This is a genomic window from Arthrobacter globiformis NBRC 12137 (assembly GCF_000238915.1).
In the GTDB taxonomy this organism is placed as follows: domain Bacteria; phylum Actinomycetota; class Actinomycetes; order Actinomycetales; family Micrococcaceae; genus Arthrobacter; species Arthrobacter globiformis.
Window position 1 is genome coordinate 1 of sequence record NZ_BAEG01000039.1, and the last position, 12587, is coordinate 12587.

A 12587-nucleotide genomic window follows, 5' to 3' on the forward strand; every position below is an offset into this window, starting at 1 on the left:
ACCCTTCGGCTGTACCGGCCCGCACCGACTGTGGCCTTCGGCCAGCGCGACACCCGCCTGCCCGGCTTCGGCGCCGCCGCCCAGGCCTGCCGCGACCTGGGGTTCGAACCGCTGATCCGCAAGGCCGGAGGCCGCGCCGCCGCCTACCATGAGGGCACCTTGATCATCGATCACGTGGAGCCGCACAGTGACGCGATCGCCGGAGCCAAGGGCCGTTTCGCATTTTTCGGCGAGATGCTCGCGGGGGCACTCCAAAGCGTTGGCGTGCACGCCGCCGTCGGCGAGATCCCGGGGGAGTACTGCCCGGGTGAATACAGCGTCCACGGCTTCGCGGATGAGGCTCCGGGCCGCCGGGTCAAGCTGGTGGGTACAGCCCAGCGCGTGGTGTCCGGCGCCTGGCTGTTCAGCTCCGTCGTCGTGGTGGAGGACTCGGCGCCGATCCGCGAGGTGCTGACGGCCAGCTATGCGGCCCTGGGGCTGGACTGGGATCCGGCGACTGCCGGCGCGGTCAACGACCTTGTGCCCGGCCTTGACGTGCAGGCCATCGAGGAGGCTGTGGTCCGCACCTACGCGGAGTACGCCACGCTGGGCCAGGCGGACTTCAGCAGTCTCCGCGCCTGACTCTGCGCTGTGACACCGGCGCCGCCAAGCTTCGGTCCGCCGGGGTGCGGCTCTTCGGCCCGTTCTGTTGAGTGGCTGCTATTCGGTGGCCGGGGGGATTTGGCAGATCATGAGGACGTTTCCGTCCGGGTCCCGGAAGTTGAACCACTGGTCATCGTTGACGTCGGTGAGTTCCACGCCCCGGGTTTTCATGAACACGTGGGCCGCATGGATGTCGGCGGTGTTGAAGTGGAACGCAGGAACCTGGAAAACCGCGCCAGGGGAGTAGATCCTGCTGTCCAGGACGAGGCCGGCCCCCTCCATGGGGAGTATGTACAGATGGTCCAGCAGGACCTTGTCGTCTGCGGGCACGCCCAGCATGCCGCAGTACCAGTCGCGGGCTTCCTCGATATCGCTGACGGGGACGAAGACGGTGCCGATCTGCGGGGAAACTGGATTCACAGCAATCCTTTGGAACGCGGGAAGGAACTCGAACTGTAACGCGCCGGACTGGCAATCGCCAGATGCGTCGCCGGGTCCGGAATTTTCGTACCCAGACCTGTCGATTTCAAACGCAGACGAGAGGACGATTAAGGGACAGCCGCTGAGAAGGAGGTCGGTGATGTGCTATTCATCGCGGGCGGATTTTGGCTGGGACACCCGAAAGGATACCGTCCGAACGCCTGAGGCGCACCGGGCCCCGGTACCGACGGAAGCTGCGCCCGGGAACCCGCTGCCTGTGGACCATCCGCAACCCCGGACCCACGCGGACGACACCAGGCTGTGGGCCTTCCTGGCCCGCCGCAAGGAACCCCGCCGCCAGGAAGCCCGCCGCCAGGAAGCCCGCGCGCCCAGGCCGATCCAGGACCGGATCGGCGAAAAGGTCTGATCCTGGGGACCAGAAACAGCAAATGGAAACAGTAAAGGCACCGGTCTTCCGGTGCCTTTACTGTTTGAACGTAGTGCGGCGTCAGCCTTAAGCGGCGAGCCTGTTCTTGACCTCTGCTGCGGACGGGTTCGTGGCAGCCGTGCCGTCCGGGAAGAGGACGGTGGGGACGGTGCGGTTGCCGCCGTTGATCTGCTCCACGAGCTCGGCCGTGCCGTCGACCTCTTCGATGTTGATCTCGGTGTAGCCGATGCCCTGGGCGTCCAGCTGCTTCTTCAGCCGGTTGCAGTAGCCGCACCAGGTGGTCGAGAACATGGTGATGGTGCCGTCTTCGGGGGTAAAGTCCACGGGCTCTCCTCTGATTGATATGGTCCTGTCGGTTTCCCTCCCCACAACCGTAACCCGGGCACCGGTATTCCCCAGCCTCTGTTGCAATGGCATGCTGGTGCCATGTGTGGACGTTACGTCATGGCCCGGGCAGTGGGGGATCTGCTGGCCGAATTCGACGCCGAACTTGAGAACGAAACCGAAATCCCGCCGTCGTGGAACGTTGCGCCCACCGACGGCGCGCCCATTGTGCTTGAACGGCTGATCGACGGCGACACGGTCCGCCAGCTGCACGTCGCCCGCTGGGGTCTGGTGCCATCCTGGGCGAAAAGCCCGGGCATCGGAGCGAAGATGATCAATGCCCGGAGTGAGTCGGTCCTTGAGAAGCCGGCGTTCCGCAAGGCCGTGCAGTCGAGGCGCTGCGCGGTCCCTGCGGACGGATACTACGAGTGGAAGCAGGGCGAGGGCCGCAGCAAGCAGCCCTATTACGTCCACCCCCGGGACGAGTCCGCCATGGCCTTCGCCGGACTCTACGAGTGGTGGAAGGATCCGACCCTGCCGCCGGGCGAACCCGCGCAGTGGATGCTGTCGATGTCCATCATGACGGCGGACTCGCCGCCGGCGGGAACTGAAGGCACGGTGTTCGCCGAACTCACAGCGCTCCACGACCGCGTCCCGCTGCCCATGAGCCGCGACACCATGGCTGCCTGGCTCGACCCCCAGGCGGACGACGCCGCCGGCCTGGTGGACCTCGTCCGGTCAGGCGTCAAGGACGTAGCCGCCGGCTGGCGGGTGGATTCCGTGGGCAAGGCGGTGGGCAACGTCCGCAACAACTCCCCGGAGCTCATCGAGCCTGTGGAGGCACTCTTCTGAGTTAGCCTCCTGGATAAGCGGACCCGGGCCGAACCAGACCCAAGCCCGCAATCGGACGGGTCCTGCAATCAGACGGTGACCTGGCCGCCGTCGTCCACTGTCCAGGTGGGGTTGAACGCAATTTCCCAGCGGAAGCCGTCCGGATCGGCGAAGTATCCGGTGTAGCCGCCCCAGGGCTGGGTCTTGGCAGGGGCCACGACGGCGGCGCCGGCAGACTCTGCCTGCGCCATCACCTGGTCCACCTGCTCGGCGCTGCCGACGTTGTGGCTGAGCGTGATGCAGGGAACGGCAGCGGGAGCGTCGACGGCGGCTTCGGCCTGCATCTGCCCGGCATCCCACAAGGAGAGAATCAGGCCGTGGTTGGCCTGGATGAAGACCACCTCGTCGGGAACCTCCCGGTGGACCGGCCAGCCCAGGCCGTCCACGTAGAAGCGCCGGGAGGCGGCCACGCTGCGCACTCCCAATGAAATAAAATCGACTCTGGGCTGCATGGTTCGATACTGTCATGACCATGCCCACAAATCACGGAGACGAGAAAAACGCCCAGGCTGACCGGGAACAGCTCGCTGCCGTGCGGGTTGCGGTGGATGAGGTGGACGAGCAGATCGTCACGCTGATCGCCCGGCGCGAGCGCCTGATCCGCATCGCGGGAACCCTGAAGGGTGACGACGCCGAAGTGCGGGCGCCGGGGCGCGTGGAGCGGGTCATCGAGCATGTGCGCTCGGCCGCCGAGAAAAAAGAAATAGACCCGGACATCGTGGAAAGCACGTACCGGGCCATGATCTCGAAGTTCATCGAGCTTGAGATGAAAATCCACAACGACAACAGCTGAGCTGTTGTTAGGCACGCCCGGCTGTTGTCAGGCGCGCCGCGGCGCAGGGTCGGCTGTCCCGGGCTGGTGCCCGGTGCAGCTCGCGGGGGCGCTGACCCTTTAAAGCTTCTCCTCGACGGGCACGCCGGACTGGAATTCCCGCCCGTCGGCCTCACTGAACGCAGACATGAGGTGGCTCTTGTCCAGTCCCAGTACCGTGCTCATGGGGAAGTTGCCCGTGATGGTGTTGCCCGAGTGTTCAACGCTGCTGAGGTCGAAATTCTCCTCCGTGCCGTCATGGCTGAAGGAGTAGATCGAAACCGCCTCGCCGTTCATGAACTCGATTCCCAGCCTCCGTTGATGTGAATAATCCGGAGTGGCAGCCACGAGCCCCACAACAAAGGCGCCCGATGCTGGAATGTTGCCGTCGATATCGAACTTGGCCACCAATGTGCTTTCTTTGGCGGCGATGCTTACCTGCTTCAGGAGCGCGTCATTGGAACTCATGGGACCATCCTGCCCTGTGAGCCGCCGTCCGTCCACACCCATCTAGGTTTTGTCGCCCGCCCGGCGTAAACTGGAATCATTCGAATACATATTCGAATGACTGCGGATTTTCTGCAGAATCAGATTGGTATCCGGAGGCACCCATGGGAACGTTCAGCGAGTCTGTTGACGTCGTCTGCGCACCTGCCGGTGAGCCGGCGGAGCTTCGGTGGGGCGGCAGGGACTACCTGGTCTGCGCTGAACCCCTGCGCTGGTACGAACGCCGCCAGTGGTGGGCCGAAGAGCGGCGTGCTCCGCTCGGAAGCGGCCCCGGGCTTGTGGACCATGAGATCTGGCGGGTGCAGGTCCTGCCTGCCGGCCGAAGCAGTCCGCCGGAAACTCCGGCTGCAGAACCGACTGAACCTCTAACCCTTGACCTGGTGCGGCACGCCGGCAGCGGACGCTGGCGGCTGATCCGGATCCACGACGCCCTCCGGCCCAAAGACGCACTCCAGCACAAATCAGCATGAGCTTCACTCACCTTCACGTGTCCACCGCCTTCAGCGCCCACTATGGTGTCTCCTGGCCGGATGAACTCGCCCAGGCAGCCGCTGCCCAGGGGGCAACCGCCCTCGGCTGCACGGACCGCGACGGCCTGTACGGCACCGTAAAACACCTCAAGGCCTGCATGGCTGCCGGAATTGATCCTGTGGTCGGCGTGGATCTGTCAGTGTTCGACGACGAGGGGGACCACGATCCCGGGGTGGCCGGTGCACGGGTTTCCAAAACCCGGTTTTCTGCTTCCCGCGTCACCGGGCGCGTCGTGATCCTTGCGCATGGCCACAACAACGGTGCGGGATACAAAGCACTGTGCCGGCTGATCTCCGACGCGCATGCCCGCACCACGGGCAAGGCCGGGGGAACGGTGCCCGTTGCTGTCACCAGGGCTGAACTGGCCTCACGCGTCCTGGATCCGGAAACCCTGAAACCGGTGCTCACCGTGCTGTTGGGCCCGGATTCCGACGTCGGCACCGCGCTGGGCGGGCGGCGGTACCTTCGGCCCCGCACCCTTTTCAAGGCCTGGCTGGACGCCATGCCGGCCGGAAGCGTCGCGGCAGAGATCGTCACCCACCTCAGTGCTCCGGGGGAGCCGTTAAGCACCGCCCATGCGGTCCGCATGCTCAAGCTGGCGCAGGAATACGGCGTGCCGGCGGTGCTCACCAACGCAGTACGCTACTGCGAGGAGGACGGGGCGGCCACCGCCGATGTCCTGGATTCGGCCCGCACCCTGAAGTCGCTTCCCGAACTGTCCGCCGCCCCGCTGCTTCAGCCCAACGGGCAGGGCTGGCTGAAAACCCCGGACCAAATGGTGGAACTGGGCAAGGAAGTCATCCATGCTGCCGGTTACGGGGCCGCAGATCTCCAGGTGCTGCTCGCGCAGACCGAGGCGCTCGCGGACCGTTGCCGCATGGATCCCGTGTCTGACATGGGCTGGAAGCAGCCGGTGGTGCCTGAAGCTGCCGTCATCGGCATTGAAGGGGATCCGCTGGCGGAACTGGCCCAGCGCTGCGAAGCCGGAATCACGCGGCGGTTCCCCGGCATCTCCGGGCAGGCGGAAGCGGACATGCGGGCACGGCTGCAGCATGAACTGAAGATCATTGCCCGCCTCGGCTTTGCCTCCTACTTCCTCACCGTGGCCGAGGTTTCCCGCATGATCCTGGACATGGGGGTGAGGGCGGCAGCCCGGGGATCGGGGGCTTCCAGCCTGGTGAACTACCTGATCGACATCAGCCAGGTGAACCCCCTCCAGCATGACCTGATCTTCGAACGGTTCCTCTCCGGCGACCGGTCAACGCTGCCTGACATCGACATCGACGTTGAAAGCGCTGAGCGGCACAACGTCTACCGGAAGATCTTTGACCGGTTCGGCTCCCAGCGCGTCACGCTGATGAGCATGCAGAACGGCTACCGCGCTCGCGGTGCGGTGCGGGACGCCGGCATGGCATTGGGGATGGACGACGGCGATGTCGGCGAGATTGCCAAGCAGCTGTGGCGCTTTTCGGCACGGAAGTTCCGGGAGGCACTGGAGGAAAAGCCGGAACTTCGCGAGTTCGCCGGACGGGTGGAACAGCGGAACTTCTCGGAGAACCAGCAGCTGGACCTGCTGGTGGACCTCACCGAACGGCTGGACCGGCTTCCGCGCCACATCTCCATGCACCCCTGCGGGGTGATCCTCGGTGATGCCACCCTGCTGGACCGGACACCCGTCCAGCCCAGCGGCCTTGGCCTGCCCATGAGCCAGTTCGACAAACACGACATGGACCCCATGGGCATGCTGAAGCTGGATGTCCTGGGAGTCAGGATGCAAAGCGCCATGGCCTTTGCCGTGCGGGAGATCATCCGCATCCATCCCTCCAAGGCTGAAGTGGTGGCAGCCGGAGCCCACCCCGTTGCCACAGATGGCAGCGGTCCGGACTACATTGCCGAGGACGGCCTGATCGATCTCAATGCCGTGCCCCTGGATGATGAGCCGACGTATGAGCTGATCAGAAGCACCCACACACTGGGGTGCTTCCAGATCGAATCACCGGGCCAGCGGGAGCTGGTGGGCAAGATGGCCCCGCGCGAATTCAACGACCTCATCATCGACATCTCACTGTTCCGTCCGGGGCCCATGAAATCTGACATGGTCAGGCCCTTCCTGGAACACCGGCACGGCTTCGCGCCAGAAACTTATCCGCACCCGGACCTGAAGCCGGTACTTCAGGAAACCCACGGGGTGACGGTCTTCCATGAGCAGATCCTGCGGACCTTTGACGTGATGACCGGCTGCGGGCTGGCAAAGGCCGACGAATTCCGCAGGGCGTTGAGCAATGACGTCTTGGAAGGGCAGGTTGAGGAGTTTTTCCGCCGCGAGGCCAAAGCCAGGGGATATCAGCCGGACGTTGTGGACAAGGTGTGGGGCACCCTGAAATCGTTCGCCAGTTTCGGGTTCTGCAAAGCCCACGGCGCAGCCTTTGCCGTGCCCACGTACCAGTCGGCCTGGCTGAAGGCCCACCATCCGGAAGCGTTCCTCGCCGGCCTGTGGGAACACGATCCCGGAATGTACCCCAAGCGCCTCCTTGTGGCCGAAGCACGTCGCATGGGCATCCCCATTCTTCCGCTGGACATCAACCGCAGCGGCGCGGAGTACCGGGTGGAGCGCGTCGCGGAAGGCCCGGACCGGGGAAAGCTGGGCATCCGGCTGAGCCTCAACGGCATCTTCGGGCTTTCCGGTGCTGAGCTGAAGCGGATCGTTGCAGGCCAGCCCTATGACTCGCTGGCGGATCTGAGGGCACGCTCCAGGCTGAGCAAGCCCAGCATCAAGCGGCTCGCCCAACTGGGTGCCTTTGACACCCTGCACCGGGAATCCGGCGGGACAGCGAACCGGGCAGACCTTGTCCACCACCTGCAAAGCCTGCAGAGCAAGCCGGCAAAGAAAGGCGCCGACATCATTGAGGGGCAGCTCGCGTTGCCGCTGGGGGATGTCGAGTTGCGGAATGTCAAGGCCGGGCTGCCGGAGCCCACCATGGTGGAGAACGTCCGGGCGGAACTTGACCTGATGGCTGTTGATGTCAGTGAACACCTGATGTCCAGCCACCGCCCGCTCCTGGACCGGCTTGGCGTCACCACGGCGGACAAGCTGCTAGGGCTGCGCAACGGCACGGAGGTCCTGGTTGCCGGTGTCCGCATCGCCACCCAGACCCCGCCCATGCGCGGCGGCAGGCGGGTGGTCTTCATCAGCATCGATGACGGCACCGGGTGCGTGGATTCCGTGTTCTTCCACGAGGCGCAGGAGCACGCCGGCCCGCTGCTGTTCGGCACCCGGCTGCTGCTTATCCGGGGAACCACCCGGCGGACCGGCCCGCGCGGCATCAGCCTCAGCGCCAGCATGGCCTGGGACCTCAGCCGGGTGGACACCCTGCCGTTCCCTGAACGGGATGCCGCTGAACGGGATACCGCTGAACGGGATACCGCTGAACGGGGCAACGGCGAAGCGGGAAACCGTGACCCGGGGACCGGCGAACCAGGAAGCATCGAACTGGAGTTCAGGCAGCCGGGGCCGCTGGAAGGCATCAGCAGGAACCTGGCCATCACCGGCCTGGGGAGCTGACCCGCCCCATCTGTTTTCCAATCGTTCCGGCTGGGTGCCGCCGTGGCGCTTTGGCTCGCCTCTTCCGCAACAGATAACATTGACGAGGCTGGCTGTGGTCCCCGTACGCCACAAGCTACGAAGCCTGAACTTTGAATAGGAGACACCCGTGTCAGATGCCCAGCAGATCACCCTCATCGTCGATGGCGAAGAAATGAAGGTGACTACCGGGACCACCGGCGCGGAACTCTTCTTTGAGCGCCGCGACGTCGTTGTGGCCCGTGTCGACGGCGAGCTCAAGGACCTGGACCAGCCACTTCCCGAGGGTGCCGAGGTTGAGGGCGTCACCATCGATTCCCCCGACGGGCTCAATGTGCTGCGCCACTCCACCGCCCACGTCATGGCCCAGGCCGTGCAGCAGTTGCGCCCGGACGCCAAGCTTGGCATCGGTCCGTACATCACGGACGGGTTCTACTTCGACTTCGACGTCGCCGAGCCCTTCACCCCGGAAGACCTGAAGACCCTGGAAAAGATGATGCTCAAGATCATCAACCAGAACCAGAAGTTCGTCCGCCGCGTCGTCTCCGAGGACGAGGCCCGCGAGGCCATGAAGAACGAGCCCTACAAGCTCGAACTGCTGGGCAAGAAGAACGACGCCGCGGACGCCGGCGAAGGCGTCAACGTCGAAGTCGGCGCCGGGGACATCACCATCTACGACAACGTCGACCGAAAGAGCGGGGACAGCGTCTGGTGCGACCTGTGCCGCGGCCCCCACCTGCCCAACACCAAGCTCATCTCCAACGCCTTTGCCCTGACCCGGTCCTCGGCCGCGTACTGGCTGGGCAACCAGAACAACCAGCAGCTGCAGCGCATCTACGGCACCGCGTGGCCCACCAAGGATGCCCTGAAGGCGTACCAGGAACGCATCGCCGAGGCCGAGCGCCGCGACCACCGGAAGCTTGGCGCCGAGCTTGACCTGTTCTCCTTCCCTGACGAGCTGGGATCGGGCCTGCCCGTGTTCCACCCCAAGGGCGGCATCATCCGCAAGGCCATGGAGGACTACTCCCGGCAGCGCCACGTGGACGCCGGCTACGAGTTCGTCTACACCCCCCACATCACCAAGGGGCACTTGTACGAGGTCTCCGGCCACCTGGACTGGTACAAGGACGGCATGTTCCCCGCGATGCACATCGACGCGGAACTGAACGAGGACGGCACCGTCCGCAAGCCCGGCCAGGACTACTACCTGAAGCCGATGAACTGCCCCATGCACAACCTCATCTTCCGCTCGCGCGGCCGGTCCTACCGTGAACTGCCGCTGCGGCTCTTCGAATTCGGCTCGGTCTACCGCTACGAAAAGTCCGGCGTGGTCCACGGACTGACCCGCGTGCGGGGCATGACACAGGACGATGCCCACATCTACTGCACTCGCGAGCAGATGAAGGACGAGCTCACCACCACACTGAACTTCGTCCTCGGCCTGCTCAAGGACTACGGCCTGGACGACTTCTACCTCGAGCTGTCCACCAAGAACGAGGACAAGTTCGTCGGCGACGACGCCACCTGGGAGGAAGCCACCCGCACCCTGGCCGAAGTTGCCGAGGCCTCCGGGCTGGAGCTCGTTCCGGACCCGGGCGGAGCTGCGTTCTACGGGCCCAAGATCTCGGTCCAGGCAAAGGATGCCCTGGGCCGCACCTGGCAGATGTCCACGATCCAGCTGGACTTCAACCTGCCTGAGCGTTTCGAACTCGAGTTCCAGGCCGCCGACGGCACCCGCCAGCGTCCCGTCATGATCCACCGGGCCCTGTTCGGCTCGGTGGAGCGGTTCATGGGCGTCCTCACTGAGCACTACGCCGGCGCCTTCCCGGCCTGGCTCGCTCCCGTGCAGGTGGTGGGCATCCCCGTCGCGGAGGCCTTCAACGACTACATGTTCGACGTCGTCGACAAGCTCAAGGCTGCCGGTATCCGCGCCGAGGTGGACATCTCCTCGGACCGATTCCCGAAGAAGATCCGCACGGCCAGCAAGGACAAGATCCCGTTCGTGCTGATTGCCGGCGGTGAGGACGCGGAGGCGGGCGCTGTCTCCTTCCGGTTCCGGGACGGCAGCCAGGACAACGGCGTGCCCGTGGCCGAGGCTGTCCAGCGGATCGTGGACGCCGTCCGCAACCGGACCAGCTAGCCGCGGCGGAGGGGAACACGTGCAGGACAACACAGGGTCGGGCTATCCGGGCGACGCGGAAGTGACGGACGATTTCGGCCTCGCCGGAGTTCCGGATGCCTTCCAGCGGCTGTGGACTCCGCACCGCATGGCCTACATCAAGGGCGGCCAGCACCAGTTCAAGAACGCGGACGACTGCCCGTTCTGCATCGCGCCGGCGCGCACCGATGAGGAGTCGCTCATCGTGTACCGGGGGCGCACGAGCTACGTGGTGCTCAACCTGTTCCCCTACAACCCCGGCCACCTGCTGGTGTGCCCCTACCGCCACGTCCCCGATTACACGGACCTGACGGTGGAGGAGACCGCCGAATTCGCCGACCTGACGCAGACCGCCATGCGCGTGCTGCGGAAGGTGGCCAATCCCGGCGGCTTCAACCTGGGCATGAACCAGGGTGTCGTCGGCGGGGCCGGCATCGCGGGGCACCTGCATCAGCACATCGTTCCGCGCTGGGGCGGGGACGGAAACTTCTTCCCGATCATCGCCCAGACCAAGGCGATCACGCAGACGCTCGACGAGGTCCGCCAGCAGGTTGCCGACGCCTGGCCCGGGGAGACGCATGCTGAATAGGCATGCCCGCGGGTTCTTCACCGCGCTGTTTACCCCGCTTGCACGCTGGCTGCTGAAAATTGGCGTTTCGCCGGACGCCATCACCATTGTGGGGACTGCCGGCGTGGTGGTCGGGGCCCTGGTGTTCTATCCGCTGGGCCAGCTGTTCTGGGGGACCGTCTTCATCACGGCGTTCATCTTTTCCGACGTCATCGACGGCATCATGGCCCGGATGCAGAACCTCGGCGGCCGCTGGGGCAATTTCCTGGACTCCAGCCTGGACCGGCTGGCTGACGGTGCCCTCTTTGCCGGCCTGGCCATCTGGTTTTTCACCGGCGGAGCAGACACACCCATAGCCATTGCCGCCGTCGTCTGCCTGGTTCTTGGCATGGTGGTTTCCTATGTCCGGGCGAAGGCCGAATCCCTTGGTTTCCAGGCGAACGTGGGCATAGCCGAGCGTGCTGAACGGCTGGTTTCGGTCCTGGTGATTACCGGCCTGACCGGTGTTGGGCTGCCGCCCGTGGTGCTGCTGGCGACTCTGGTGCTGCTGGCCGCGGCGAGCCTTGTCACGGTGGTCCAGCGCGTCCTGGCCGTGCGCGTCCAGTCGCTGGAAGACTCCGAACAAACCTGATTAAGCCGGGCTGCCGCGGTGGGACTAGTATTAGGACTGCCCGGTCAATGGATCCGGTAATCCGGTGTGTGCAAAAACGGCATGTCCTTGCCGCCTGCACTGCCGGCGAAGGTCATCTAGCTACCCATAGGGGTTTTTGTGTCTACACCTGATGTAAGCAACGAAGCCGGCTCGTCCGCCAACAGCGTGACGGGCAGCAACCGCGTGAAGCGCGGCATGGCAGAGATGCTCAAGGGCGGCGTCATCATGGACGTCGTCAACGTCGAGCAGGCCCGCATCGCCGAAGATGCCGGTGCTGTTGCCGTTATGGCGCTCGAGCGCGTCCCGGCCGACATCCGCGCCCAGGGCGGCGTGTCCCGCATGTCCGATCCGGACATGATCGACCAGATCATCGACGCCGTGTCCATCCCGGTCATGGCCAAGGCCCGCATCGGGCACTTCGTCGAGGCCCAGGTCCTGCAGTCCCTCGGGGTGGACTACATCGACGAGTCCGAGGTCCTGACCCCGGCCGACTACACCAACCACATCGACAAGTGGAACTTCACCGTTCCCTTCGTCTGCGGTTCCACCAACCTCGGTGAGGCGCTGCGCCGCATCAACGAGGGTGCGGCCATGATCCGTTCCAAGGGCGAGGCCGGCACCGGCGACGTCTCCAACGCCACCACGCACATGCGCCAGATCCGCGCCGAGATCAAGAAGCTTGCCTCGCTGCCCGAGGACGAGCTGTACGTCGCGGCCAAGGAACTGCAGGCCCCGTACGAACTGGTCAAGGAAGTTGCCGCCACCGGCAAGCTTCCGGTGGTGCTGTTCACCGCCGGCGGCATCGCCACCCCGGCCGACGCCGCGATGATGATGCAGCTCGGTGCCGACGGCGTGTTCGTGGGCTCCGGTATCTTCAAGTCCGGCAACCCGGCCCAGCGTGCGGCCGCCGTCGTGAAGGCCACCACCTTCTTCGACGACCCGGACGTCATCGCCAAGGCCTCCCGCGGCCTGGGCGAGGCCATGGTCGGCATCAACGTCGACGAGATCCCGCAGCCGCACCGCCTCGCCGAGCGCGGCTGGTAACAGCTCCAAAG

General features: G+C 65.2%; 14 protein-coding genes. 10 read left to right on the plus strand and 4 right to left on the minus strand.

Annotated elements, in window-relative coordinates:
• Positions 1-621 (plus strand): lipoate--protein ligase family protein (locus ARGLB_RS07245; RefSeq protein WP_003800640.1); only part of this gene is annotated, 621 nt, incomplete at its 5' end.
• Between the two features lie 78 nt (positions 622-699).
• Here ARGLB_RS07245 and ARGLB_RS07250 read toward each other — a convergent pair.
• Positions 700-1062: a VOC family protein gene (locus ARGLB_RS07250; RefSeq protein WP_003800642.1), complete on the minus strand. Its 363-nt coding sequence runs from the start codon at positions 1060-1062 to the stop codon at positions 700-702.
• 277 nt (positions 1063-1339) lie between these two features.
• On the opposite strand from ARGLB_RS07250, the gene ARGLB_RS23570 reads away from it, so the two are divergent.
• Positions 1340-1489 (plus strand): hypothetical protein, encoded by a 150-nt coding sequence (locus tag ARGLB_RS23570; RefSeq protein WP_175304973.1) that lies wholly within the window; start codon positions 1340-1342, stop codon positions 1487-1489.
• A gap of 87 nt (positions 1490-1576) precedes the next feature.
• Here ARGLB_RS23570 and ARGLB_RS07260 read toward each other — a convergent pair whose 3' ends face one another.
• Positions 1577-1834: a mycoredoxin gene (locus ARGLB_RS07260; RefSeq protein ID WP_003800646.1), complete on the minus strand. Its 258-nt coding sequence runs from the start codon at positions 1832-1834 to the stop codon at positions 1577-1579.
• Positions 1835-1936: 102 nt separating this feature from the next.
• Between ARGLB_RS07260 and ARGLB_RS07265 the strand changes: the two genes are divergently transcribed.
• Positions 1937-2686, plus strand: a complete 750-nt coding sequence (locus ARGLB_RS07265; RefSeq protein WP_083839618.1) for an SOS response-associated peptidase — start codon at positions 1937-1939, stop codon at positions 2684-2686.
• A 68-nt stretch (positions 2687-2754) separates the two neighbouring features.
• On the opposite strand, the gene ARGLB_RS07270 is transcribed toward ARGLB_RS07265, so the two are convergent.
• A complete protein-coding gene (locus tag ARGLB_RS07270; RefSeq protein WP_043418322.1) occupies positions 2755-3177 on the minus strand; it encodes a VOC family protein in 423 nt (140 codons plus the stop codon).
• 14 nt (positions 3178-3191) lie between these two features.
• On the opposite strand from ARGLB_RS07270, the gene ARGLB_RS07275 reads away from it, so the two are divergent.
• Positions 3192-3518 (plus strand): chorismate mutase, encoded by a 327-nt coding sequence (locus ARGLB_RS07275; protein WP_003800652.1) that lies wholly within the window; start codon positions 3192-3194, stop codon positions 3516-3518.
• Between the two features lie 99 nt (positions 3519-3617).
• On the opposite strand, the gene ARGLB_RS07280 is transcribed toward ARGLB_RS07275, so the two are convergent.
• Positions 3618-4004, minus strand: a complete 387-nt coding sequence (locus ARGLB_RS07280) for a hypothetical protein (protein WP_003800653.1) — start codon at positions 4002-4004, stop codon at positions 3618-3620.
• Positions 4005-4147: 143 nt separating this feature from the next.
• Between ARGLB_RS07280 and ARGLB_RS07285 the strand changes: the two genes are divergently transcribed.
• From ARGLB_RS07285 to pdxS, 6 genes are all read left to right on the plus strand, one after another.
• Positions 4148-4513 (plus strand): hypothetical protein, encoded by a 366-nt coding sequence (locus tag ARGLB_RS07285; protein ID WP_003800655.1) that lies wholly within the window; start codon positions 4148-4150, stop codon positions 4511-4513.
• Positions 4510-8136: a DNA polymerase III subunit alpha gene (locus ARGLB_RS07290; RefSeq protein ID WP_003800656.1), complete on the plus strand. Its 3627-nt coding sequence runs from the start codon at positions 4510-4512 to the stop codon at positions 8134-8136. Before ARGLB_RS07285 ends, ARGLB_RS07290 begins: the two co-directional genes overlap by 4 nt.
• 193 nt (positions 8137-8329) lie before the next feature.
• Positions 8330-10294: a threonine--tRNA ligase gene (gene thrS, locus ARGLB_RS07295; protein WP_373279098.1), complete on the plus strand. Its 1965-nt coding sequence runs from the start codon at positions 8330-8332 to the stop codon at positions 10292-10294.
• A 19-nt stretch (positions 10295-10313) separates the two neighbouring features.
• Entirely contained in the window at positions 10314-10901 is a 588-nt protein-coding gene (locus ARGLB_RS07300) for an HIT family protein (RefSeq protein ID WP_003800660.1), read from the plus strand.
• Positions 10891-11511, plus strand: a complete 621-nt coding sequence (gene pgsA, locus ARGLB_RS07305) for a phosphatidylinositol phosphate synthase (protein WP_003800662.1) — start codon at positions 10891-10893, stop codon at positions 11509-11511. Before ARGLB_RS07300 ends, pgsA begins: the two co-directional genes overlap by 11 nt.
• Before the next feature lie 138 nt (positions 11512-11649).
• On the plus strand, positions 11650-12576 hold the full coding sequence (gene pdxS, locus ARGLB_RS07310) for a pyridoxal 5'-phosphate synthase lyase subunit PdxS (RefSeq protein ID WP_003800663.1): 927 nt from the start codon (positions 11650-11652) through the stop codon (positions 12574-12576).
• Positions 12577-12587 lie beyond the last annotated feature (11 nt).